The sequence below is a fragment of the Acidaminococcus sp. AM05-11 genome (assembly GCF_003472805.1).
Taxonomy (GTDB): domain Bacteria; phylum Bacillota; class Negativicutes; order Acidaminococcales; family Acidaminococcaceae; genus Acidaminococcus; species Acidaminococcus hominis.
In genome coordinates, this window is the sequence record NZ_QRMX01000006.1 from 92,072 (window position 1) to 115,932 (window position 23,861).

The window sequence follows — 23,861 nt, forward strand, 5'->3', positions numbered from 1 at the left end:
GAATACAATGTTCATTAAAAAATACTCAATTATGAAATAATTACATACAAGTATTGAAAAAATGAAAAATAATATGGTAATATAGTGTCATGACATAGAGTTGTCATAAAACCAACCGATTCCCTTATAAGGGCGGACCCTGGATGGACCAGAGGAAACAAGGTGACTCGCGGCACACCTCCAGAGAAAGCTTTTAACGGGGAATTTCCATGAATTCCTAAGGAGGAGTACACATGAAAAAGTCTTTGGTTTTTGCTATGGCAATGGCTCTGGGCGTAAGCGCTACTGCTTTTGCTGCTAACCCCTTCTCTGATGTTCCGGCTGGCTCTTGGGCCTACGGCGCTGTAGCCAAACTGGCTGCTGCTGGCATTGTTGACGGCTATCCTGACGGCACCTTCAAAGGTGATCGCACCATGACCCGTTATGAAATGGCACAAATCGTTGCCAAAGCTCTGGCTAAAGGCGCTATCGGCGCTGATGACAGACTGGTCAGCGAATTCGCTGACGAGCTGGACAACCTGGGCGTTCGCGTTGCCAAACTGGAAAAGAACGCTGACATGGTAAAAATTACCGGTCAAGTCCGTATCAGCAACGAACACACCACCGGTGACCTGGGCAAATATGACAATTCTCGGCTGCGTACCCGTCTGTTCTTCACTGGCGAAGTGAACGACAACTGGCACTATGTGTCCATGATTGAAAACAACCAATACTTCGATGGCGGGAACGAATCCGGCAACGATGACGCAGACTTCCAGCGTGCTTACCTGACCGGTAACCTGGGTGTGGTAAACATCACCGCTGGCCGTTACAGCGGTTACTATGGTGATGGCAACATCTATGATACCCGTGTGGATGCGGTAAATGCCAACGTAAAGATGGGTCAGGCTTACCTGGGTGCTACCTACGGTAAAATGGCCAATGCTTCCACCTATTCCTGGACTGCCAAACCTGCTGCTGATTCTGGTTTTGTGGATGGTACTCACAAGGGCGTTGGCGATAAATTCGTACAAGCTACCTTGGGCGGCAATATTGGCAAACTGAACCTGGAAGCCCAATACCTGAAAGCCAATGACCTGAACCTGGACTGGATGACCGGTGATGACACCATCTGGACCGCTGCTGCTACCTACAATACTGGCGACTTCCAGCTGGGTGGTATGTACCTGAAAGGTGACAACGATTCCTGTTGACAAAGCGGACGGCGATGATGACGGCTACGTAATCACCCTGGGCTTCAAAGGTGCTAAAGCTTCCAAACCTGGTTCTTGGGGCCTGTACGGCAAGTACTATGACCAAGGCGCAGCCACCTATATCCAGCACACCATGAGTGGTGAATACGGTGAATTTGGTGCTTCCGGCTTTAAAGGCTACATGGTGGGCGGCAACCTGGCTCTGGCCAAGAACATGGTGACCACCGTTGAATTCTACGACCTGAAGGGCAAAGGCGGCACCGACGAAGGCAAGCATGTACGGACTCTGTGGTCTCAAATGGTTGTAACGTTCTAAGCAAGTTTACAAAAAGTTTTCAAAGACGATTCCCTTTGGGGAATCGCCTTTTTTTGTGCCTTTTGCCTAGGCAGAATGCGGGTTTGCAATTTATTTAACATCACAGCTAATTTTTCTCACATTTGCGATTACTCATATTAGTGGTTGCATGGTGCAAAATAGTTGTGTTAAAATAGGCACGTGACAAAAGGTTGTCACAAAACCAAATACGATTCCTAGTGGCAGCGGACCATGGATAGACCAGAGGAAACAAGGATACTCGCGGTACAGATCGGTGGAAAGCTTCCAGGACGGAATCCTCTCTGATTTCCTAAGGAGGAATTCACATGAAAAAGTCTCTGGTTTTTGCAATGGCAATGGCTCTGGGCGTAAGCGCTACCGCTTTTGCTGCTAACCCCTTCTCCGATGTACCCGCTGGCTCTTGGGCCTACGGCGCTGTAGCCAAACTGGCTGCTGCTGGTATTGTTGACGGCTATCCTGATGGCACCTTCAAAGGTGAACGCACCATGACCCGTTATGAAATGGCTCAAATCGTTGCCAAAGCTCTGGCTAAAGGCGCTATCGGCGCTGATGACAGACTGGTTAGCGAATTCGCTGACGAACTGGACAACCTGGGCGTTCGCGTAGCCAAACTGGAAAAGAACGCTGACATGGTAAAGATTACCGGTAACGTTCGTCTGAGCGATGCTCGTACCACTGGCGATTACGGTAAATCCGATACTTCTAAACTGCGTACCCGTCTGTTCTTCACCGGCGAAGTAAACGACAACTGGCATTACGTTGCTATGTTGGAAAACAACCAAGTATTCAATGGCGAAAACGAATCCGGTGATGATGACACCGATTTCCAACGTGCTTACCTGACCGGTAACATCGGCGTTGTAAACCTGACCGGCGGCCGTTTCCAAGGCTACTACGGCGATGGCAACATCTACGATACTCGGCAAGATGCTGTTAACGCTAACGTAAAGATGGGCAAAGCTTACCTGGGCGCTACCTATGGTAAAATGGCTAATTCTTCCACCTATTCTTGGTCCAAACTGCCTGATCCGAACAAACGTAACTGGGTAGATGCTACTCATGAAGGCGTTGCTGACACCTTTGTACAAGCTACCTTGGGCGGCGATATCGGCAAACTGAATCTGGAAGCCCAATACCTGAAAGCCAACGATGTTAACACCGCTTGGATGACTGGCGATGACACCATTTGGACCGCTGCTGCTACCTACAACACCGGCGACTTCAAACTGGGCGCTATGTACCTGAAAGGCGACAACGACTACGTTGACGATAAAGATGGCGATGACGACGGCTACGTTGTAACCCTGGGCTACAAAGGTGCTTCCGCTGCTAAAGCTGGTTCTTGGGGCCTGTACGGCAAGTACTATGACCAAGGCGTTGCTACCTACATCGCTCATACCATGAACGGTGCATACGATAAGTTTGATGCTAACGGTTTCAAAGGCTATATGGTCGGCGGCAACCTGACCCTGGCTAAGAACATGGTAGCTACTGTTGAATGGTATGACCTGAAGAGCAAAGGCGACAGCGACAAACACGCTCGTACCCTGTGGTCTCAAATGGTTGTTACGTTCTAATTCCTTTAGAACTGTTAAGAAGACGATTTCCTCGGAAATCGTCTTCTTTTTTTATCTTGTTTAATCTCAAACGAATACTTTTAGAAGCCAGTGCCTGTAAAGCCTTGCTTTGTACCAACTGCTACAGTGCGGATAAATATACAAGAAAATGCATGAAAAACCTGTACAATACTGCCCAGGCTGTGTATACTGGAAGACAGTTATTTTCCTAACTCAATTTGTCCGAAAGGGGAATGTGCAATGGTAGAGAAAGAACGGGTGCTTACCCTCCTCCGGGAGCTGATGGCCATAGAAAGTGAAACGGGAACGGCAAAAGAAGCCGCGGCAGAACAATATCTGACTGAGGTAATTGGCAAAATGGGGCATGGCGTCCAGCTCCATACCTTTCCGGTACCGGAGGATGCCCAGGGCTGGGCGGTAATCTGCGGCCTGCTGCCAGGGAAAAAGCCGGATACGGTAATTTTTCTGAACCACCACGATGTGGTCAGTACGGAAATCTATGGCGCACTGCGGCCTTTGGCCTGTACGCCGGATCAGCTGCTCCAGGGCCTTTTGGCAACGGAAACGGATCCTGCCGTCCTGGCGGACCTCCAAAGTGGGGAATGGCTGCCCGGCCGGGGCTCCGCCGATATGAAGGGCGGGGCAGCGGCCCAGCTGGCTGTGCTGGAAGCCTATGCCAAGCAGGGCGGGGGAGACGTTGGCCTTCTCTTTGTGTCCCTCCCCGATGAGGAAGCCTATTCCGCAGGGATGCGTGCGGCACTGCCGGCTCTCCGGCAGCTTCAGCAGCAATTTGGCCTGAAATACCGGGCGGCCATCAACTGCGAACCCGATGAAAAGGAAGCTGGTAAACTGGTGGCTTTTACCGGGTCCGTGGGCAAGCTGCTGCCGGTAGTGCTGGTCCAGGGCAAGTCCGTTCATGTGGGCTCCTACCGCCAGGGGGTGAACCCCTTGGGGGTGATGGCCCGGATCATTGCCGCTACCGAAGGAAACCCGGCCCTGGCCGATACCTGGGAAGGGGAAAGCACGCCGCCCCCTGCCTGGGTGTACCTGAGAGACCGGAAGGAAGTGTACGACGTGTCCACGCCCCAAAGGGTGATGGCCTGTGCCAATTTCCTGACGTATACCAAGACTCCGGAAGACCTGCTGGCCCTTTTAACGGAAACTGCACAGCAGGCTGCCCAGGAAGCCCTGGCCCAGGTGAACAACGGCCTTTCCATGGAAGTGCTCACCAGTGCCCAGCTGCTGGAACGGGCCCAAAACTTGCCGGGCTTTTCTGCCTTTTACGAAAAGCTGCTGGCGGACAGTTTTGCCAAGCTGCAGCAGGGAAAGTCCAGCTATGCCCAGGAAACCATTGCTGTTTTGGAAGCCGTTTTGGACTTTACGGGCTTTACCCAGCCCCTGGTGCTGCTCAGTTTTGCTCCTCCCTATTACCCGGCGGCCAACAGCAAGACCGTGGCCAAGGAGGACTTTGCCGGACTTTGTAAAACCCTCACCCAGCTGACGCCCCTGCGCTTTGACCCTTACTTTAATGGGGTGTCCGATTGCAGCTACTGCTGCGTAGATCCTACACTGGACGGGAAGGTCCTGGCAAAGAATATGCCCCTGTGGGGGAAGGCCTATTCCTTTGATTTTCCGGCCATTGCCCAGCTGCAGATTCCCTTTTTGCTGCTGGGGCCCTGGGGTGTGGATCTCCACCAGCGCACCGAGCGGGTGAATGTGGAAAGCGTTTCTGTTACCCTGCCCCAGCTGCTGGAGAGGGTTTTGGCCTATATGGCAGAGACGGCTGAATAAAAGGCAGTAAAACGTAAAACTCCTGCAATAAAAAGATTCATATCTTGCATAAGTCGCTTTAAAACGCACATAGGTGTTAGTAAAACATACCTATGTGCGCTATTCATGTACAAAATTATAGAAATTATGCAGAAATAAATTTAATGTGAAAATTATTGTCATAATATGCTACAATACAGTTAGGACATGATTTTGTCACATTTATAGAACAGCTTCTGCTGCCAGGAGTGCGTATCAGGAAACTTGAAGGGGGAATGGGTCATGAAGAAGCAAAGCGTTCTTACTATGGTTTTGGCATTGGGCATCAGTTCCAATGCCTATGCAGTGAACCCATTTTCCGATGTGCCTAAAGGTTCCTGGGCCTATGGCGCTGTAGCAAAATTGGCGGCTGGCCTGGAGAGCAGAGAATCGACTGGCACCTTCCCGGGAAAGTATCCTGAGACCCGTTACGAAATGGCCCAAATCGTGGCAAAAGCATTGGCCCAAGGAACCATCGGTGCAGATAACAGGCTGGTCCGGGAATTTGCCCAGGAACTGGACCTGCTGGGCGCCCGGATGCCCCTGCCGGAACGGCCTGCTGGAAGCGGCAAAACTACCAGCAGCCTCAGGGAAGGTGCTTTGCGCCCCAACGTGGAGCAGGGCAAATTGGACGGGGAAACGGCCCCGCAGCTCCGGCCCTGGTTTTTAGGGACAGAGAACGCCAAAGTGCAGTTTGGTCAAACCTACCTGGCGGCCTTCGGCAGCAGGGCGGGGCAGCCGGTCTCTGGCTGGACCGCCCAAACAGAAGGCAAAACAGCCACAGAGGACGGCTTCACCGGCGCTGCCTTGGGCGGCACCCTTGGCAGCCTGAGCCTGGAGGCCCAGTACCTGAAAGCTTCGCCCCAGACTGCCCCCTGGGTTCCAGAAGAAGATACCCTTTGGACAGCAGGCGCCGCCTATCACTTTGGGCCTGTGAGCGTGGGCGGAATGTATCTGAAAGGCGGCAGCGATTCCGCAGCTGAACCTGGCGCTAGTGACGAGGGCTACGTCATCAACCTGCGCTACAAAGGCGCAGAGGCGGCCAAAACCGGCAGTTGGGGCCTTTTTGGCAATTACTACGACCAGGGCGGCACTGCCTATCTTTCCCGTACCCTGAATGGAGCCTACAGCGCCTTTGAGCCCCAGGGCTTTACCGGCTATATGGTGGGCGGCAATTTGACCCTGGCCAAGAATATGGTGGCCCAGGTGGAATATTATGATCTCCAAGGGAAGGGCAACGGCCAGGAAGGCCAGCATGCCCGGACCCTGTGGTCGCAAATGGTGGTCACTTTCTAAATAGGTAAAAGGAGCTATCGTTCGGAATAGCTCCTTTTTGTTATGCAGAAAAGTAATTTAAAAAACAAAAACAATTAATAAAAAGCATAAAGTGGATGAACTGTAGCTTTTTATACAATTTTTAGAGGTTACTTCGCCTAAAAGTACCGCAAAATCAAAAAAATAGCTAAAAAATTGTCCGGAAATTTCTTTCTGTGATAGAATTGAAAAAGACAAATTTCTGTCAAACTTTGGCTTTGCAGCTGCCGGACCGAACAGAGGAAACAAGGCGACTCGCGGGAGGAAGGGCAATGCAGGCCAAACCATTCAAGGAGGAATTCCCATGAAAAAATCCCTGGTATTTGCCATGGCCATGGCTCTGGGCGTAAGCGCCACTGCCTTTGCGGCCAACCCCTTCTCCGATGTGCCCGCAGGCTCCTGGGCCTACGGCGCTGTAGCCAAACTGGCAGCTGCTGGTATTGTTGACGGCTACCCTGATGGCACCTTCAAAGGTGAACGCACCATGACCCGTTATGAAATGGCCCAAATCGTGGCCAAGGCCCTGGCCAAAGGCGCTATCGGCGCTGATGACAGACTGGTCAGCGAATTCGCTGACGAACTGGACAATCTGGGCGTGCGCGTAGCCAAACTGGAACGCAATGCGGACAATGTGAAGATTACCGGTAACGTTCGTCTGAGCAACGTTCATACCACTGGTGATTACGGTAAATCCGATGCCACCAAACTGCGTACCCGTCTGTTCTTCACCGGCGATGTAAATGACAACTGGAACTACGTTGCTATGATTGAAAACAACCAAGTATTTGATGGTCAAAACGAATCCGGCAATGATGACACCGATTTCCAACGGGCTTATCTCACCGGCAACATCGGTGTAGTCAACGTAACTGCCGGCCGTTACGACACCTACTACAGCGACGGCAACGTGTACGATGACCGGGTAGATGCAGTAAACGCCAAAGTGAAATTTGGCCAAACCTACCTGGCTGCTACCTACGGCAAAATGGGCAACGCTTCCACCTATTCCTGGTCCACTGACGGCACCAGACAGGGCGTAGGCGACAAATTCGTCCAAGCTACTCTGGGCGGGGACATCGGCAAATTGAACCTGGAAGCTGCCTACCTGAAAGCCGACGACATCAACACCACCTGGATGACCGGTGATGACAAGATCTGGACGGCTGCAGCCAACTATAACTTTGGGGATGCCAGCCTGGGTGCTATGTACCTGAAGGGCGACAATGACTCCGTGGATAAGGCCAACGGCGATGATGACGGCTACGTCATCAGCCTGAACTACAAAGGCGCAGAAGCTGCCAAACCCGGCACCTGGGGCCTGTTTGCCAAATACTACGACCAAGGCGGCGCAACCTACATTGCCCACACCATGGATGGCGCTTACGATGTCTTCGATGCCAACGGCTTCAAAGGCTATCAAGTAGGCGGCAACCTGACCCTGGCCAAGAACATGGTAGCCCAAGTGGAATACTATGATCTGAAGAGCAAAGGCGGCACCTATGACGGACAACACGCCCGCACCCTGTGGTCTCAAATGGTAGTAACCTTCTAAGCAGCACTTCTCAGCTGCTAAGCTGAAACAAAAGACGAAGAACGGGAATCCTTCTGAAAAGGAGGAAACCGGTTCTTCGTCTTTTTTGTGTGAGAGGCAGGACCAAGAAATTTAACATGCTGGTAACATGCTTTTTGCATTGGAAAAGAGCCGGTAAGTCGGGAGAAGCCGCATGAAAGCTGGAAAATCTAACATGCTGGTAACATGCTTTTTGCGTTGGAACAGAATCAGTAAGTCTGGAGAAGCCGCATGAAAGCTGGATAATCTAACATGCTGGTAATTTGCTTTTCCCTACAATACAAAAGCCGTCAGCGATTTTGCTGGCGGCTTTGTGTTACCCTGTCCTTAATTACCTGGCACAGTTTGTCCGTGTCTTCCTGGGTGGTGGCCCAGCTGGTGCAGAAGCGGATGATGGAGTGGGACCCATCATATTTTTCGCCGAAGTTGTACACGGCGTATTGGCCCAGTTTTTCCATTTTCCCATTGTCAATGATGAAGAAAATCTGGTTGGTGGGGGAATCAAAGACTAGTTCATACCCAGCGTCCACCAGAGCTTTCTTGATTTGCCGGGCATAGGTGATGGCGCTTTCCCCAATATGCAGGTACAGGTCGTCCTTCAGCAGCTCGTCAAATTGGATGCCCAGTACCCGGCCCTTGGCCAGGAGTGCACCGTCCTGCTTGATGATGGTGAAGAAATGGGGAATCAGGTCCGGATTGGGGAGGACAATGGCTTCGCCCAGCAGGGCGCCGCATTTGGTGCCGCCAATGTAGAATACGTCGCACAGTCGGCCCAGGTCTGCCAGGGTCACGTCATTTTCCGGGCAGGCCAAGGCGTAGGCCAGACGGGCTCCGTCCACAAACAGGGGAATGTGGTGTTCCCGGCATACCTGGCTGATGGCCTCTAATTCTTCCAGGGAGTACAGCACGCCAAATTCGTTGGGGTGGGACAGGTAGACCATCCCCGGCATCACCATATGGTCCCGGTTGCCGTCCTGCTCGTAGTCCGCCAGGCACAGGGCAACTCCGGCGGCGGAAATTTTCCCTTCTTCAGAGGGAATGGCCAGGACTTTGTGGCCGCCTGCCTCAATGGCACCGGCTTCGTGTACGCTGACGTGGCCGCTGTCAGCAGAAATGACGCCCTGGTAGGGCCGGAGTACAGCACCAATTACGGCTGCATTGGCCTGGGTGCCGCCGCTGACAAAATGGATGGCTGCGCTAGGGGTGCCGCAGGCCTTCCGGATTCGCTCCCGGGCAGACTCACAGATTGCGTCCGTGCCGTAGCCCGGGGTTTTCAGCAGATTGGTATCCAGCAGCCGCTGCAGGATGGCCGGATGGGCCCCTTCCTGGTAATCGCTGGCAAAATACAGTTTTTGGTTTTCCATATTATCTCCTCGTTTCTTGACAGGCTTAGGGTCAAATTAATTTTATTGTACTCCAGGCAGGGAGCGGGAGCAAGCCGGAAAACAGCTCCAGGAAAGGCTTCTGGTATACCGTTGGTTTACATTTCCCTTTTCAGGCTGTAGAATGGGAAAGAATAGGGGAGTCTGTTTGAATCTGCCGAAGGGGGAACTGCCATGAACTTGCTCCAACTCCAATACTTTGTGGAAGTCTGCCGGGAAGGAAACTTCACCCGGGCAGCTGTCAATATTCACGTCACCCAGCCCACCCTGACCAAAGCCATCAAGGAACTGGAAAAGGAATTTCAGGTATCCCTGCTGTACCGGGGCAAAGGGGGCGTCATGCCCACCCCGCCGGGGCAGGATCTCCTGCGCATGGCCAAACCGGTGCTCCAGGACGTGGACCATATCCAGCGGGTCATGGAAAGCTATGGCTCCAGCCAGCAGGTGCTGCGGCTGGGAACCACCTTTATGACCAACGCTTCCTGCTTTCCTGATTTTTACCAAAGCCTCCACGCCCGCTTTCCGGAAATCGACGTGGAAGTCACCTCCGAACTGGTGCCCAGCCTGCTGCAAAAGCTGGAAGACCGGCAAATCAACCTGCTGCTGGTGCCCTATACCCCGGAGAATAACCACTTCCCGTACTTTCTCTGGTGCCGCCGGCGCTTCCTGTTTGTGGTGCCGGAAAACCATCCCCTGGCCCAGCGGAAAACCGTGGGCTTTCGGGACATTTGCCATGAACCGCTGATTTCCTACTTTGGGGACCAATTCCTGATGCGCCAGGGCCTGCCGGAAAAACTCCAGAGGGCTGGCGGAGAGCTGAAGATTGTCCACCGCTGCAACCAGATTCAGGTCATGCAGCAGCTGATCCAAAAAGGCATGGGCTGCGGCTTTATGATGGAAGACTCCTTTACCCAGGGCGGCGGGGTAGTGGGTATCCCTATGGAAGACGAATTCACCGTGGACGTGTACGCCATGTGGAACAAGGACTTCGAAAAGATTTTCCTGTTCAAGGACGTGGTTCAATACCTGAAACAACAGGCCGAGAAAAACCTGGCCCAATAGCCATAAAAAATAACCGGACGCTTCCTGTGGGGAGAGTCCGGTATTTTTGATAAAATCATGTATAGATATAAGATATAATTGATGGACGGAATACCACAGCGGGTGGTTTCCTGCAATCTGCACTATTGCAAAATAATCATATTGACAAATATCGATTTGATACCTACAATGTATTTATCATATTGATAATAATCGATGGGACGCTGCCGCAGCCCATTGGGAAAAGAGGTATTACGATGAATGCAATAGATGCAGCGCTGGTGTGCAAAGCCTTGGGTGACAGTCATCGGATGCAGATTGTCCAGCTTTTGACTCAGGGGGAATTGTGCGCCTGCAATTTGTTGGAACATTTTCAGATTGCCCAGCCCACCTTGTCCCACCATATGAAGGTGCTGACGGAATGTGCCTTGGTCCAAAGCCGGAAAGAGTGGAAGAACACCTATTATTCCCTGAACTGCGATACCCTGCTGGCCTTTCGCAGTTTTATTGACTCTCTCCAATGTGGGGAGGCCTGTTATCGCAGGGCGGAACCCTGTCAGGAGGTGCAGCCATGACCCAGGCAAAACCCGGTATTTCTTCTTTCCAAAGTCATCTCAGCTGGTGGGTGCTGGGCTGTATGGTGATTGGCGTAGCCCTAGGCACCGCGGTCCCGGCGCTGCCGGAGGCTTTGGGCAAGCTTCAGCTGGCGGGCATTTCCCTGCCCATTGCAGTGCTGATTTGGGTCATGATTTATCCCATGATGATAAAAGTGGATTTTAACAGCATCCGGGCTATCGGCGAGAATCCCAGAGGTCTTTTTGTGACCTGGGTGGTGAACTGGCTGATTAAACCCTTTACCATGTACGGCTTTAGCTGCCTGTTCCTTTATGGGCTGTTTCGCATCTGGATTGCCCCGGATCTGGCTACCCAATATTTAGCGGGAATGGTGCTTCTGGGAGCCGCTCCCTGTACGGCCATGGTCTTTGTCTGGAGCACCCTGACCCACGGAAATCCGGCCTACACCGTGGTGCAGGTTGCCACCAATGACCTGATTATCCTGGTGGCCTTTGTGCCTATTGTTTCCTTTCTGTTGGGCGTTTCCCAGGTATTTGTGCCGTACAGTACCCTGTTTGTGAGCATCTTCCTTTTTGTGGTGATTCCCCTGGTTTTTGGCGTGGCCACCCGGGCCTATGTTACCCGCCGTTACGGGCAGCAGTATCTGGAAGAAACGTTTCTGCCCAAATTTGACGGCATTACCACCCTGGGCCTTTTGCTGACGCTGGTGCTGATTTTCAGCTCCCAGGCTGGGGTGATTTTGGCAAACCCCGTCCATATTGTACTTCTAGCAGTTCCTTTGGTGGTGCAGACCCTGTTTATCTTCGGGCTGGCCTATGCCCTCTGTTGGTTTTTGCGGCTTCCTTTTGCTATTGCTGCTCCCGCCGGTATGATTGGAGCCTCCAACTTTTTTGAACTGGCAGTGGCAGTGGCGGTGGCTCTCTTTGGCACCACCAGTCCGGCTGCTTTGGCTACTACCGTGGGTGTACTGACAGAAGTGCCTGTCATGCTGCTTTTGGTGCGTTTTGCCAATGCTACGAAAGGGTGGTTCTCCCATGACTAAGCCAGTGATTGCCTTTGTATGTGTCCATAATGCCTGCCGCAGCCAGTTGGCGGAAGCCCTGGCAAGGAAACTGGCGGGGGACGTATGGACCAGCTGCTCGGCAGGAACCCAGCCCGCCAAAGAAATCGATCCGGAAGCCTGCCACCTTTTGGCCAAGCTGTACCAGATTGATATGAAGGCCCAAGGCCAGTATTGCAAAACCTTGGACCAGCTGCCGCCCCTGGATGGGGTGGTGACCATGGGCTGCGGCGTCCAGTGCCCAGCCCTGCCGGCCCGCTGGCGTGAAGATTGGGGTTTGGAAGACCCCACCGGCAAAGGAGAGGAAGCCTATCGCCAGACCCTGGAACGCCTAATAAAGAAAATCCAAGCTTTGAAAGTGCGGCTGGAAGCGGAAAAGCAAAAAGAATTGAACGGCAAAGCCTAACAGAAAAGCTTATAGCAACAAATCCCCCGGTGCGCATCGCAGCGGGGGATTCTTTAGTTTGGAGGACAGCTTCTCTCCAGTTTATAAGCTGGTTACTACCGGGTTGTTCAGATAATCGTACACCCGCCGTACTTCCTTGACGTTCCGGGTGTCTAGCATTTGGGGCCGGCCCAGGTCCAGGCTGGCAATCTGCTGCATTTCTGCGTCCGTCAGGGCAAAGTCCCAGATGGCCAGGTTCTGCTCCATCCGTTCCTTATGGACGGATTTGGGGATAATCACCACGCCCCGCTGTACGTTCCAGCGCAGGATGACCTGGGCAGTAGTTTTGCCGTGGGCCTCGGCAATGGCGGAGAGCACCGGGTTGGTGAACATACCGTTCATGCCTTCGGCAAAGGGCGCCCAGGCCTCCGGCTGCACGCCGTATTCCTTGAGCAGGGCCAGTTCGTCAGCCCGCTGGTAGAAGGGATGCAGTTCCAGCTGGTTCACCGCCGGCACAATATCTGTATTGAAGCACAGGTCCACCAGCCGGTCGGGCAGGAAGTTGCAGACGCCGATGGCCCGGATTCGTCCGGCCTGATAGAGCTCCGTCATGGCCCGCCAGGACCCGTAGTAATCCGCCAGGGGCATATGGATCAGGTACAGGTCCAGGTAATCCGTCCCCAGTTTCTTACAGGACCGGTCAAAGGCTTCCTTGGTCTTTTCGTAGCCCATTTCCTGCATATAGGCCTTGGTGGTCAGGAAAAGTTCCTGCCTGGGAACGCCGCTTTCCTTGATGGCGGCGCCCACCGCTTCCTCATTCTGGTAGCTGCTGGCTGTGTCCAGCAGCCGGTAGCCCAAGTTTAGGGCGTCCTTCACCGCCTGCTTGCACTGTTCCAGGTCCGTGACCTGGAACACCCCAAAGCCTTCCTGGGGCATTTTTACACCATTATTTAGCGTTACAAAAGGGATAGTCATAAAAGCATAGCTCCTTTCCTTGCAAACCTGCAATTGCTTGCTGATTATACCTTAACACTAAAGTCCAGTTGAATGTCAAGAGCTGGAAGAAAGTGAAATTATGAATTCCAATTGGCTAAAAACCATGCGTTTTTTGTTATGCCAGATCCCAGGCAGCGGCAGGCTTTCCGCCGTCATTTGTCCTGGCTGGCCTTTGCCGCTATAATAAAAGCAGTGACCGTCCAGCAGACGGCCCGGGGTCAGCACCCCTAAACGCAATAAACCTGGTGCGGCCCAGCTATTCTCTGCGAGGTGATTTTCTTGTCTTCCTCTCCTAAAATGATTCAGGTCCGGGGCGCCCGGGTCCATAATCTGAAAAATATCAATGTGGATATTCCTTTACACAAAATTGTGGGTATTGCCGGGGTGTCCGGTTCGGGGAAATCCTCCCTGGCACTGGGCATCCTCTATGCCGAAGGCTCTCGACGGTACCTGGAGTCCCTGTCCACCTATACCCGGCGGCGAATGACCCAGGCCCAGCGGGCAGATGTGGACGAGGTGCGCTACGTGCCGGCCGCCCTGGCCCTCCACCAGCGGCCTGGGGTGCCGGGTATCCGCAGTACCTTTGGCACCCTCAGTGAGCTGTCCAACAGCCTGCGGCTGATATTCTCCCGGCTGGCCAGCCACCGCTGCCCCAACGGCCATTATGTGCCGCCCTCCCTGGCGGTAGCCGCCATGCAGGAAATTACCTGCCCGGAGTGCGGCGCCAAATTCTACGGGCCAGGGGCCGAAGATCTGGCCTTTAACAGCCGGGGCGCCTGTCCCACCTGCGGCGGTACGGGCATCGTGCGGACGGTGAACCAGGCCTCCCTGGTGCCCGACGAGAACCTGACCATCGACCAGGGGGCCGTGGTGGTGTGGGGGACCCTGATGTGGTCCCTGATGAAGGAGGTGTGCCGGGAAATGGGGGTGCGTACGGACGTGCCCTTTAAGGACCTGACGCCAAAAGAAAAATGGGTCGTTTACCACGGCCCGGCGGAGAAAAAGCACATTCTCTACATCAACCCCAAAACTCAGCAGAGCACCGAGCTGGATTTTACCTATTACAACGCCAACTATACCGTGGAAAATGCCCTGGCCAAGGTCAAGGATGAAAAGGGCATGAAGCGGCTGGAGCGGTTCCTGAAGGAAGGGGTCTGCCCGGACTGCCACGGCTCCCGGATGTCGGAAGCTACCCGGGCGCCCCGGCTCCGGGGGATTGGCCTGGACCAGGCTTCCCAAATGACCCTGGACGACCTGGTGGTCTGGGTCCGGGGAGTGCCCGCTTCCCTGCCGGAAGAAATGCGCCCCATGGCCCAAAGCATCTGCGAAGCCTTTTTGGACACGGCCAAACGGCTGAGGGACCTGGGGCTGGGGTACCTGTCCCTGGACCGGGCTTCCGGCACACTGTCCACCGGGGAGCGGCAGCGGGTCCAATTGGCCCGGGCCGTGCGGAACCGGACCACCGGGGTACTGTACGTGCTGGACGAGCCCTCCATTGGGCTCCATCCCTATAACCTCCAGGGGCTCACGGCGGTGCTGGACGACCTGGTGGCGGACGGCAACTCGGTGGTACTTGTGGACCACGATACCCAGGTTCTTTGCCACAGCCAGTATCTGCTGGAAATGGGACCGGGGTCCGGGGCTGACGGCGGAAAGCTGGTAGCCCAGGGCACAGTGGCGGAGCTGGAGCAGAATCCCCAGTCCCTGATTGGCCCCTACCTGCAAAAGGAGGAAAAGCCCCACCTGCTGCCCCCGGGACTGCCCCAAAAAGAACTGTTTGCCAAGGGAACCCTGCACCTGGCAACGGACCAGCTTCACACGGTGCAGCCCCTGGACGTCAAGCTGCCGCTAGGGCGCCTCACGGTGGTCACCGGGGTTTCCGGCTCCGGGAAGACCACCCTGGTACTGGAGAGCCTGATTCCTGCCCTGAAGGCTGCGATAGAAGGCACGCCCCTTCCGGCCCACGTGAAAAGCGTGGAAGCCCCGGGCATCTCCCAGGTGAAGCTCATCGATGCCACCCCCATCGGCATCAACGTCCGCTCCACCGTGGCCACCTACGCCGGGATTCACGACGAGCTGCGGAAGGTGTACGCCCGCACCGAGGACGCCAAAGCCCTGGGGTACAAGGCCGGGGACTTTTCCTATAATACCGGCAAACTCCGCTGCCCTACCTGCGACGGCACCGGGCAAATCTCCCTGGACGTGCAGTTTCTGCCGGACGTGGACATTCCCTGTCCGGACTGCCGGGGCTCCCGCTACAGCAAGGAGGCCCACGCCATCCATCGGAAGGCCAAGGACGGGCATAGCTACAGTTTGCCGGAGCTGATGAATATGAGCGTGGACCAGGCCCTCCTTGCCTGCAAGGGACTCAGCCTGCTCCAGCGCCGGCTTCAGGTGCTCCACGACCTGGGCCTGGGGTATTTGACCCTGGGCGAAGAAACTCCCGGTCTTTCCGGAGGCGAAGCCCAGCGGCTGAAACTGGCCAGCGAAATGGGCAGGGGCCAGGGGGATACGGTCTTTGTGTTTGACGAGCCCACCATAGGCCTCCACCCCAAGGACGTGGAAACCCTGCTGGGGGTATTCCATCAGCTCCTTGACCTGGGAGCCACGGTGCTGGTCATCGAGCACGACCTGGACGTGATTCGTGCCGCAGACTACCTGGTGGATATGGGGCCCGGCGGCGGCAAGGCTGGCGGCCGGATTGTGGCCCAGGGCACGCCCCAGGAAATCCGCAGCTGCCTGGACAGCGTAACGGGACGCTTTATCTGAACGCAAAAAAAGATGTTTCTCTGCACCCGCAGAAAAACATCTTTTTTTTATCAAGCTCAGGCCAAGCCTTTTTCCCTGACCAGCTGCAAAAAGTTGTGCAGGACTCTGGCGGTAATGCCCCAGATCATCTTGTCCTTCCAGGGATAGAAGTACACTGTGTAGTCAAACTGGGGCTTCCAGCCCGGCTTGACCGGTGCCACCAGGCCCTCTGGGAAATCGTCTTCCCGGTGGGTACCAATCTGGATGGTGCCCGTTTCCGGGGTCATGGCCAGCAGGTCCTTCAGGGGAACGGCAAATACCTCGCCCACCTCCTCAGGGTCCACGGTCAGCTCCTGGCCTTCCTGGAGAATCCCTGCAAAGGGGAAAATCAGGGGACCCATGGGGCCGTAGAAATAGGGCAGGGGGCCCAGCACCTGGACGGAGGAACGGGGAATCCCCAGTTCTTCTTCCGTTTCCCGGAGCGCCGTATAGAGCAGGGTGGGGTCGCTGTCCTCCCGGTGGCCGCCAGGAAAGCAGATATCCCCGGGCTGCCAGGTCATGGTGGAAGCCCGCACCTCAAAAAGAATCTCCCAGCCCTCCTGCCCCCAGCGCAGGGGAAGAAGCACGGCGGATTCCCAAATCTTCAGGGTCCGGTCTGCTTTCAGGCCCTGGTCCGTCCAAAGGGCTGCCAGCTGCTGCCGCCCCGTTGTTTCGTTTGTCATAGTGATGTATCCTCCCGGGGAAATCCCCGCTGTTATGCCTTGCTATTTTGTCCCGCCCAAAGGCAGGAAGCACTTCTTTCTAGTGTACAATATTTCACGGCTGGCGGCAATATCCCCCTGGGCAGCTTCCTTTATGGTTATGATTTTCTAACTTACAGCCGCTACGCTTACCCCTTCCCAACTTTCTTGACAATGGCCCGGGCTGGCCTTAGACTAGTAACTAAGTAGAAGAATATCGCCAGCACTTGTGGGGCCAGCCGTTCCTCAGGTGTTCTTTTTTTACTGAAATTTAGATTCCAGGTGGTTATTATGAGTAATCCTACCCAAAGCAGCAGCGATGTTGCCATGCACGTTTCCTATGTGAGCATTGTCATCAACCTGATGCTCAGCACCTTTAAATTCCTGGCCGGGATTTTTGGCCATTCCGCCGCCATGATTTCCGATGCCATCCACTCCGCTTCCGATGTGTTCAGTACCATCATCGTGATTTTCGGGGTGGTGCTGTCCAGCCGGGCCTCCGATGAGGACCACCAGTACGGCCACGAAAAGCAGGAGTACATTGCCACCCTGTTCCTGGCCTTTATCCTGCTGTTCACCGGCCTGGGCATTGGCTACGAAGGCGTGACCACCATTATCCATAAAACCTATGTGAACCGGGAAGCCCCGGCCTTTATTGCCCTGGCCGCTGCCGTGATTTCCATTGTCACCAAGGAAGCCATGTTCTGGTACACCAAGCACGCCGCAGACGAAATCCACTCCGGTGCCCTGATGGCCGATGCCTGGCACCACCGCAGCGACGCCCTGTCCTCCATTGGTTCCTTTATCGGTATCTTTGGGGCCCGGATGGGGTATCCCATTATGGATCCCCTGGCCTCCATTGTCATTTGCCTGATGATTATCTACGCGTCTGTGGGCATATTCCACGATGCCTCCGACAAGCTGGTGGACCACGCCTGCAACGAAGAAACCATTCAGGATATGCGCAACCATGTCATGGACCAGCCCGGAGTCCGGGGCATTGACTCCATCAGAACCCGCCTTTTCGGCGCCAAATTCTACGTGGACATTGATATTACCGCCGACGGGAACCTGAGCCTGTTCAAGGCCCACCATATCGCCGACGAGGTCCACGATACCATCGAGCAAAACTTCCCGGAAGTCAAGCACTGCATGGTTCACGTATCCCCCGATCCCCATATCCCCTGCAAGGAAGATATCTGGGACCACCGGCCGGACGATAAATAGGAAACACAGGCAAACAGCCGTTCCCCACTCACAGGAGAGTGGAGGACGGCTGTTGTTGTCTATTAGGGCTGGGCTGCCGGGTCCTCCCCCTGGGGCAAAGCTGCGGGGGCAGAGGAGGCTGGCTGGTGTCCTGCCCGGGCTTCCTGTTCGGCTGGCCCATAAATGCTGGGGGAATGGCCGGACTCTGTGATGTAGGGCGTCAGCAGCATACAGACTTCTGTCTTGCTTTTGCTCCGGGAGCGGAACTTGAAGAATTCGCCTAAAAGCGGCAGCTTGGACAACAGGGGCACGCTTTCCAGCCGCCGCTGCTCCTGCTCGCTGATGAGGCCGCCAATCACCAGGGTTTCCTTTTCCCGCATACGCACGTGGGTGTCTGCGGTGCGGCTGGTAATCCGGTAGTTCTTCAGCTCGGCAATCAGGGTGGGGGTGCTGACTTCCGTATGGACCTGGGCGGTAATCAGCCCGTCCTGGCTGAGAATGGGAGTGTAGGACAGCCGGATGCCGGCGTCCACGTATTCCGTGGTGGTGCTGGTGGTGGAATTGGTAACCTTTTCCGTGACGACGGGAATATGGTCGCCGATAAAGATGCTGGCTTCCTTGCCCGGCAGGGTAATAATTCGGGGCGTAGCCAGAATTTTGGCCTTCCCCTCCTGGCACAGGGCGGACAGCACAGCCTGGAACTGGGTGGAATAGCCGTGGCCCAGATGGATGCGCCCGGCGTAGGTTTCCTGGCTGCCGCTGTCCTCCGTTTGGTCGGTACTTTTCGTGGGCAGGGGACCCCAGTTCCATTGCAGCCCCAGCTCCCGGGAAGCGTCTTCGTCCAGGGAGAGAATCCGGGCTTCCAGGGTAATCTGCCGGGTGGGGCGGTCCAGGGTTTCCAAAGCCTTGGCCAGTTGCCGGTCCTGGGCCGGGTCGCCGCCAAATAGCAGGGTGTTGGTGATGCTGTCGTAGGATAGGGGGCCAGTAAACAGGGGCCTTAGGGTTTCCGCCGTTTCCTTGGCTGGAATGTATTCCAAAGGGTGCAGGGACAGGCTGCCAAAGCGCTGCTTGAACCGCTCCGGAGTGGACACTAGATAGACCTTTCCCTCCCGGCGGCAGCTAAGGCCGCTGCTTTGGGTAATCAGGTCCAAAGCTTCCTCAAAGGGCAGCTCGTGGAGCTCCAGGGAAATCGTCTGCCGCAGCTCCGGGTCTGTGATGATGCTTTCCCCGGACAGGGAGGCCAGGGTTTGGAGCACGTCCCGCACCGGTGCCCGGTCCACGGACAGGGAAATGGGCGGAGCGGCCAGCACCAGGCGTGGGAGCAGCAGGAAGCAAAGTGCTAAAAACAGGGCCTTCATGGCAGCACCTCCCCAAGGGCCACTTCCCCCTGGGTGGTGGTTAGGGAGCGGGAGCCGATGGCGGTAATCCTGCTGCCATTGGGAAGGGTATCCCCTTCCTGGGTGCGGAGTACCCCCTGGGCCGTGGACCACAGGGCCTGGCGCTTGCCTTGGCAGGACAGGAGCCCCAAAAGCCGGGGCCGGACGGCTGCTGGCTGGGGCGCGGCCGCAGTGCCGCTGCTGGGAATTGAAATTGCACCTGTTTTGGGGGCAGCGGTTTTGGGCACCGTCGGAGAAACGGTTACTGGATGGTTTAAGGGCCGGAACGGGTCCCGCTGGGGGGACACCCGGTTCTTTTGTACTTGTAAGGTGGAGGCTGGGAGTTGGGGCTTTGTCTGCTGGGTTTTCACTTTGGGTACCGGGGGCACGTCCGGATAGGGCAGGGGACGGCTGTATAGGTACAGGGAAAGTGCCGTGCAGCCCAGCAGCAGGGGAAATACCAGGTGGACGGGACGGATTTGGGGCAGGGAATAGGTGGAAAGAAAAGCGGTGAGCATAAGCGGTCCTCCTTGGAAAAAATGTGGCCTTCTCCCGATTATTATAAAAGAAAACCCGTTTATTTCAATAACTTTGAAACGAACGGGTTATTTGGCATAATAAAAGGGAAATCAAGCTTTAGGAGGACGCAATGGGACCATCAATTTCCACTTCACAAAGCCACTTTATTCTATTGTCTACGCACGTGCTGCCGGAAGAAACAGGCGGGGCAGCTTCTCCGGCCATTGCCCTGGCAGAAACCCTGCTGAATCAGGGCCTGGGCCTGGGGGCTAGCGATATCCATTTGGAACCGGGCAAGGACGGACTTCAGGTCCGCTGCCGGATTGACGGGGTGCTCCAATTTCTCACCCTGGTGCCCAAACATCTCCAGGAACCGCTGTTGTCCCGGTTTAAGATTATGGCGGGGCTGGATATTGGGGAAAAACGTCTGCCCCAGGATGGCAGGCTCCAGGGAGAATGGGAAGGCCGCCTGGTGGATATCCGGGTTTCCTCCCTGCCTACGCTCTACGGGGAGACCCTGGTACTCCGGCTGCTGGACCGGCAGCGGGTGCGGCTGGAATTGGGCGCCCTGGGCTTTCCCCAGCACAATCTGGCCCAGTTGCGCCAGGCCGTACTGCAGCCCCATGGGCTGATTCTGGTTACCGGGCCTACGGGCAGCGGCAAATCCACTACGCTGTACGCTCTCCTCAGCACCCTGGACCGCCAGGGGAAAAATATCATTACCGTGGAAGACCCGGTGGAGTACCAGCTGGACGGCATCAGCCAGGTGGCGGTGAACCGGAAGGTGGGCTTGGATTTTGCCCGCTCTTTGCGCACCATTTTGCGCCAGGATCCGGACATTATCATGTTGGGGGAAATCCGGGACCGGGAAACGGCCGCCATGAGCATCCAAGCGGCCCTGACCGGACATTTGGTGTTCAGCACTCTGCACACCAATACGGCAGCAGGAGCGGTGACCCGGCTGCTGGATATGGGGGTGGAGCCCTATCTGTTGGCGGCTGCTTTGCAGGCAGCTGCTGCCCAGCAGTTGGTGCGGGTGCTCTGTCCCCATTGCAAAAAACAACTGCCCCAGGCAGCTGGCTGGGAGCGCAGCTATCTGGGGGTCTCGGAGCAGGTGCCTCTCTATACGGCGGTGGGCTGTCCCCATTGCCGGCATACGGGCTACCAGGGGCGGCTGGCTCTCCAGGAAGTCCTGCTGCTGGATGAAGGTCTGCGCCGGCAAATCCTTCAGGGGGCCGGAGAACAGCAGCTGGAACAGGCGGCCTGCGCCGCCGGTATGACCACCCTGTGGGAAGATGGCCGGCAGAAGGTGCTCCAGGGGATTACCTCCCCGGAGGAGCTGCTCCGGGTGCTGGGACCCCGGCCGGGCTTAGCTGCTGGCCAGGGCCTTTAGCTCGGAACAGATGGCCCGGTGCTCCGCAGAAAAAATGCTGTTGCGCACCCAGATAAAGTCAAAATCGTGTTCCATGGAAAAATCCTGCAAATGGAGCTGGTGGCAGCTGCCCTGGGCCAGCTCCTTTTCTACGGCAATCCGGTACAGGAAGGTGATGCCGCAGTCCTGGCACATCAGCCCAATAATGGTATGCATATTGCCCACCTGGATATAGTGGGCGAAATCGCTGATGGTCAGGTCTTGCAGGGCCAGGTTCCGCTCCAGGATGTTCCGGGTACCGGAGCCGGGCTCCCGGACAATCAGCCGTTCGCAGAGCAGATCCCGCAGCCGCCGGGGTTCCCGGGCAAACTGGTGGGAGGCGGCGCACACTGGCACAAAGGCTTCCGTACTGTAGGGCATATGGTCAAATTGGTTGGCGGGATAGTATCCCTCCACCAGGGCAAAGTCCAGCTGGCCCTGTTCCAGCAGCTCCAGCAGTTCCTTGGTGTTGCCAAAAACCACTTTGATATTTTTTTCCGGGTGGCGCTTGCAGTAGGCGGCCAGGGGCTGGGTCACGGCGTATTCTCCAATGGTCATGGTGACCCCGAAAAACAGCTGCTGGGAGGGGGCCTCCGCTGTCTGCATCCGGCGGCGCACCTCGGCCTCATCGTTGCGCATGACGGAAACTGCCGACCGCAGGACCTTTCCGGCCGGGGTCAGGCGCAGCCGGCGGCCGTCGTGGATAAACAGGGGCATTCCGTACTGTTTTTCCAAAAACCGGATATGCTGGGATACAGCGGGCTGGGTCAGGTTCAGCTGCTCGGCGGCCCGGGTAAAATTCATGGTCTGGCAAACACATAAAAACGTTTCTAACCGTGGTTCCATAAGCGCCTCCATAACAATAATTTATAGGCTCATTATAAAACATAATTTTTTATTTCGGAAGACCTCTGCTATAATAATGAGCGAACTTTCAAAAAACTACTTGGGGCGCCGGGAAGCCGGGGCCTGGAACGGGGGAGAAACATGGGTCAAACAAAAACAAAAGGAATCCTGGTCTGCCTGGCCATTGCCATTCCAGCCTGGATCTGCGGGAAGCTGTTTCCGGTAATCGGGGGTGCTGTCATTGCCATCTTGCTGGGTATGGTGATTACCATGCTCTGGACGGACAAGGGCAATGCGGAACCGGGCATCAAATGGACGTCCAAAATCATTTTGCAGGCGGCCGTAGTGCTGCTGGGCTTTGGCATGGACCTGAACGTGGTGGCTGCCACCGGCAAGCAGTCCCTGCCCATTATCGTCTGCACCATTTCCACTTCGCTGATTTTGTCCTACCTGCTGCACAAGGCCATGAACATTCCTACCAAGATTTCTACCCTGATTGGGGTGGGGTCTTCCATCTGCGGGGGTTCCGCCATTGCTGCTACGGCGCCGGTGGTCCATGCGGACGATGAAGAAGTGGCCCAGGCGATTTCTGTTATTTTCTTCTTTAATGTACTGGCCGCCATTCTGTTCCCCATGCTGGGGGCTGCATTGGGCTTTAGTACGGTCAGCGGGGAAGGGTTCGGGATCTTTGCCGGCACCGCTGTCAACGATACCTCCTCGGTAACCGCTGCCGCTGCTACCTGGGACAGCATGTGGAACCTGGGGAACGCCACCCTGGATAAGGCTGTGACGGTAAAGCTTACCCGGACCCTGGCCATTATTCCCATTACGGTGGCCCTGTCCCTGTATTATGCCAAAAAGGAAGAAGACCTGGAAGCCAAGGAAGGGAAGAAGAAACTGAGCATTTCCTCCCTGGTTCCCAAGTTTATCATCTACTTTGTGCTGGCTTCCATTGTGACCACCATTGCCCTGCATATGGGGGTGGGCCACGAGGTCTTTGGGCCGTTAAAGACACTGAGCAAATTCATGATTGTCATGGCCATGGCCGCCATTGGGCTAAACAGTAACATCGTCAAGCTGGTGAAAACCGGGGGCAAGCCCATCTTGCTGGGGGGCTGCTGCTGGATCGGCATTACCGTGGTCAGCCTCTTGCTGCAGCATATGATGCATTTGTGGTAAGGAATAGGAGAAAATAAAAAGGGGTTGGGAAATAATAAAACTTCCATCGTCGCCTGCGGCGACACTTCCCGAGCGGTTCGCCGTACTCCAGTCAGTTTCGCCCACAGGGCTCACTTCCTGGACGGCTATCGCATGGGCCTTATTAACCAAACAGCCTCTTGCAGAATTTGTTGGGCTGTTTGGATGCGGCCGCAATGCTTGCAGGAAGCGTTCCAGACCTCTACTGGTCAAGTGACAGCGAAGGGTAGTGTCTAGTATTTACATACTGTGATTTCTTCTCAAAACTTGTTTAGCACACGACCAGTATGGGTCTAAGACTAGCCCGGCAAAGCGTTGCGCCACATCCAAGAGCATGTCAGTTTATCAAAATGCTCTTGGCTAATGTGAGCCATGTGATAGCAGCCCAAGAAGCAAGCCCGCGGGGCGCGGCTGATTGGAGTGCTGCGAACCACTAAGGGGCCGTCAGTCCGCAGGACTGACTGAGGAAGTTTATTAGGATACATTAGGATATGTCTATAACGAACAAAAAATGGCTTGCGAACTAGGTTGAGTTCGCAAGCCATTTTTATTGTTCGTTTTGCAGTGCGCAAAATCGT

Annotated in this window: 18 protein-coding genes and 1 pseudogene; 13 read left to right on the forward strand and 6 right to left on the reverse strand. The window is 55.3% G+C overall.

The annotated features are described in order from the left end of the window. Window positions 1-233: 233 nt before the first annotated feature. The 5 genes and pseudogenes from DW089_RS05260 (at window position 234) to DW089_RS05280 (ending at window position 7,782) form a co-directional block, all read left to right on the forward strand. Window positions 234-1,509: pseudogene (locus DW089_RS05260) on the forward strand (S-layer homology domain-containing protein). Window positions 1,510-1,835: 326 nt separating this feature from the next. Beyond that, on the forward strand, window positions 1,836-3,107 hold the full coding sequence (locus tag DW089_RS05265; RefSeq protein WP_118286897.1) for an S-layer homology domain-containing protein: 1,272 nt from the start codon (window positions 1,836-1,838) through the stop codon (window positions 3,105-3,107). A gap of 240 nt (window positions 3,108-3,347) precedes the next feature. Beyond that, window positions 3,348-4,898 (forward strand): M20/M25/M40 family metallo-hydrolase, encoded by a 1,551-nt coding sequence (locus tag DW089_RS05270; protein ID WP_118286898.1) that lies wholly within the window; start codon window positions 3,348-3,350, stop codon window positions 4,896-4,898. A 261-nt stretch (window positions 4,899-5,159) separates the two neighbouring features. After that, window positions 5,160-6,212: a hypothetical protein gene (locus DW089_RS05275; protein ID WP_118286899.1), complete on the forward strand. Its 1,053-nt coding sequence runs from the start codon at window positions 5,160-5,162 to the stop codon at window positions 6,210-6,212. 322 nt (window positions 6,213-6,534) lie between these two features. Continuing rightward, window positions 6,535-7,782 carry an S-layer homology domain-containing protein gene (locus DW089_RS05280; protein WP_105326990.1) on the forward strand — a complete coding sequence of 416 codons (1,248 nt, stop codon included), beginning with the start codon at window positions 6,535-6,537 and terminating at the stop codon, window positions 7,780-7,782. Window positions 7,783-8,090: 308 nt separating this feature from the next. On the opposite strand, the gene DW089_RS05285 is transcribed toward DW089_RS05280, so the two are convergent. Beyond that, on the reverse strand, window positions 8,091-9,164 hold the full coding sequence (locus DW089_RS05285; protein ID WP_118286900.1) for a low specificity L-threonine aldolase: 1,074 nt from the start codon (window positions 9,162-9,164) through the stop codon (window positions 8,091-8,093). A gap of 192 nt (window positions 9,165-9,356) precedes the next feature. Here DW089_RS05285 and DW089_RS05290 point away from each other — a divergent pair, with 192 nt between their 5' ends. From DW089_RS05290 to DW089_RS05305, 4 genes are all read left to right on the forward strand, one after another. Next, window positions 9,357-10,244, forward strand: a complete 888-nt coding sequence (locus DW089_RS05290) for a LysR family transcriptional regulator (protein WP_105326992.1) — start codon at window positions 9,357-9,359, stop codon at window positions 10,242-10,244. A 236-nt stretch (window positions 10,245-10,480) separates the two neighbouring features. Beyond that, a complete protein-coding gene (locus DW089_RS05295; protein WP_105326993.1) occupies window positions 10,481-10,798 on the forward strand; it encodes a helix-turn-helix transcriptional regulator in 318 nt (105 codons plus the stop codon). Then, a complete protein-coding gene (gene arsB / locus DW089_RS05300; protein ID WP_118286901.1) occupies window positions 10,795-11,841 on the forward strand; it encodes an ACR3 family arsenite efflux transporter in 1,047 nt (348 codons plus the stop codon). The genes DW089_RS05295 and arsB overlap by 4 nt, the downstream gene beginning before the upstream one ends. Further along, complete coding sequence (locus DW089_RS05305) at window positions 11,834-12,265, forward strand: arsenate reductase ArsC (RefSeq protein ID WP_118286902.1); 432 nt, start codon at window positions 11,834-11,836, stop codon at window positions 12,263-12,265. Before arsB ends, DW089_RS05305 begins: the two co-directional genes overlap by 8 nt. A gap of 81 nt (window positions 12,266-12,346) precedes the next feature. Here the strand turns inward: DW089_RS05305 and DW089_RS05310 are convergent, their stop codons facing one another. Beyond that, a complete protein-coding gene (locus DW089_RS05310; protein ID WP_105327440.1) occupies window positions 12,347-13,213 on the reverse strand; it encodes an aldo/keto reductase in 867 nt (288 codons plus the stop codon). A gap of 324 nt (window positions 13,214-13,537) precedes the next feature. Here DW089_RS05310 and DW089_RS05315 point away from each other — a divergent pair, with 324 nt between their 5' ends. Continuing rightward, entirely contained in the window at window positions 13,538-16,009 is a 2,472-nt protein-coding gene (locus DW089_RS05315; protein WP_118286903.1) for an excinuclease ABC subunit UvrA, read from the forward strand. A gap of 56 nt (window positions 16,010-16,065) precedes the next feature. Here DW089_RS05315 and DW089_RS05320 read toward each other — a convergent pair whose 3' ends face one another. Beyond that, window positions 16,066-16,710, reverse strand: a complete 645-nt coding sequence (locus DW089_RS05320) for a CoA pyrophosphatase (RefSeq protein ID WP_105326997.1) — start codon at window positions 16,708-16,710, stop codon at window positions 16,066-16,068. Between the two features lie 309 nt (window positions 16,711-17,019). Here DW089_RS05320 and DW089_RS05325 point away from each other — a divergent pair, with 309 nt between their 5' ends. Beyond that, on the forward strand, window positions 17,020-17,955 hold the full coding sequence (locus tag DW089_RS05325; RefSeq protein ID WP_105326998.1) for a cation diffusion facilitator family transporter: 936 nt from the start codon (window positions 17,020-17,022) through the stop codon (window positions 17,953-17,955). A gap of 62 nt (window positions 17,956-18,017) precedes the next feature. On the opposite strand, the gene DW089_RS05330 is transcribed toward DW089_RS05325, so the two are convergent. Next, entirely contained in the window at window positions 18,018-19,292 is a 1,275-nt protein-coding gene (locus DW089_RS05330) for a type II and III secretion system protein (protein ID WP_118286904.1), read from the reverse strand. After that, window positions 19,289-19,828, reverse strand: coding sequence for a hypothetical protein (locus DW089_RS05335; protein WP_118286905.1), 540 nt, complete (start codon window positions 19,826-19,828; stop codon window positions 19,289-19,291). The genes DW089_RS05330 and DW089_RS05335 overlap by 4 nt, the downstream gene beginning before the upstream one ends. Before the next feature lie 131 nt (window positions 19,829-19,959). Between DW089_RS05335 and DW089_RS05340 the strand changes: the two genes are divergently transcribed. Next, the gene (locus DW089_RS05340) at window positions 19,960-21,222 is read left to right on the forward strand and encodes a GspE/PulE family protein (protein ID WP_118286906.1); all 1,263 of its coding nucleotides are present in this window, start codon (window positions 19,960-19,962) and stop codon (window positions 21,220-21,222) included. Here the strand turns inward: DW089_RS05340 and DW089_RS05345 are convergent. Further along, window positions 21,199-22,086 carry a LysR family transcriptional regulator gene (locus tag DW089_RS05345; protein WP_118286907.1) on the reverse strand — a complete coding sequence of 296 codons (888 nt, stop codon included), beginning with the start codon at window positions 22,084-22,086 and terminating at the stop codon, window positions 21,199-21,201. The genes DW089_RS05340 and DW089_RS05345 overlap by 24 nt on opposite strands. 141 nt (window positions 22,087-22,227) lie before the next feature. On the opposite strand from DW089_RS05345, the gene DW089_RS05350 reads away from it, so the two are divergent. After that, complete coding sequence (locus tag DW089_RS05350) at window positions 22,228-23,265, forward strand: YeiH family protein (RefSeq protein ID WP_105327002.1); 1,038 nt, start codon at window positions 22,228-22,230, stop codon at window positions 23,263-23,265. Window positions 23,266-23,861 lie beyond the last annotated feature (596 nt).

What these genes read in the sequence shown, in the direction of transcription:
- DW089_RS05265 (WP_118286897.1), top strand. Translation starts at nt 1,836, where the DNA reads ATGAAAAAGTCTCTGGTTTTTGCAATGGCAATGGCTCTGGGCGTAAGC.
- DW089_RS05270 (WP_118286898.1), top strand. Translation starts at nt 3,348, where the DNA reads ATGGTAGAGAAAGAACGGGTGCTTACCCTCCTCCGGGAGCTGATGGCC.
- DW089_RS05275 (WP_118286899.1), top strand. Translation starts at nt 5,160, where the DNA reads ATGAAGAAGCAAAGCGTTCTTACTATGGTTTTGGCATTGGGCATCAGT.
- DW089_RS05280 (WP_105326990.1), top strand. Translation starts at nt 6,535, where the DNA reads ATGAAAAAATCCCTGGTATTTGCCATGGCCATGGCTCTGGGCGTAAGC.
- DW089_RS05285 (WP_118286900.1), bottom strand. Translation starts at nt 9,164, where the DNA reads ATGGAAAACCAAAAACTGTATTTTGCCAGCGATTACCAGGAAGGGGCC.
- DW089_RS05290 (WP_105326992.1), top strand. Translation starts at nt 9,357, where the DNA reads ATGAACTTGCTCCAACTCCAATACTTTGTGGAAGTCTGCCGGGAAGGA.
- DW089_RS05295 (WP_105326993.1), top strand. Translation starts at nt 10,481, where the DNA reads ATGAATGCAATAGATGCAGCGCTGGTGTGCAAAGCCTTGGGTGACAGT.
- arsB (WP_118286901.1), top strand. Translation starts at nt 10,795, where the DNA reads ATGACCCAGGCAAAACCCGGTATTTCTTCTTTCCAAAGTCATCTCAGC.
- DW089_RS05305 (WP_118286902.1), top strand. Translation starts at nt 11,834, where the DNA reads ATGACTAAGCCAGTGATTGCCTTTGTATGTGTCCATAATGCCTGCCGC.
- DW089_RS05315 (WP_118286903.1), top strand. Translation starts at nt 13,538, where the DNA reads ATGATTCAGGTCCGGGGCGCCCGGGTCCATAATCTGAAAAATATCAAT.
- DW089_RS05320 (WP_105326997.1), bottom strand. Translation starts at nt 16,710, where the DNA reads ATGACAAACGAAACAACGGGGCGGCAGCAGCTGGCAGCCCTTTGGACG.
- DW089_RS05325 (WP_105326998.1), top strand. Translation starts at nt 17,020, where the DNA reads ATGAGTAATCCTACCCAAAGCAGCAGCGATGTTGCCATGCACGTTTCC.
- DW089_RS05330 (WP_118286904.1), bottom strand. Translation starts at nt 19,292, where the DNA reads ATGAAGGCCCTGTTTTTAGCACTTTGCTTCCTGCTGCTCCCACGCCTG.
- DW089_RS05335 (WP_118286905.1), bottom strand. Translation starts at nt 19,828, where the DNA reads ATGCTCACCGCTTTTCTTTCCACCTATTCCCTGCCCCAAATCCGTCCC.
- DW089_RS05340 (WP_118286906.1), top strand. Translation starts at nt 19,960, where the DNA reads ATGGGACCATCAATTTCCACTTCACAAAGCCACTTTATTCTATTGTCT.
- DW089_RS05345 (WP_118286907.1), bottom strand. Translation starts at nt 22,086, where the DNA reads ATGGAACCACGGTTAGAAACGTTTTTATGTGTTTGCCAGACCATGAAT.
- DW089_RS05350 (WP_105327002.1), top strand. Translation starts at nt 22,228, where the DNA reads ATGGGTCAAACAAAAACAAAAGGAATCCTGGTCTGCCTGGCCATTGCC.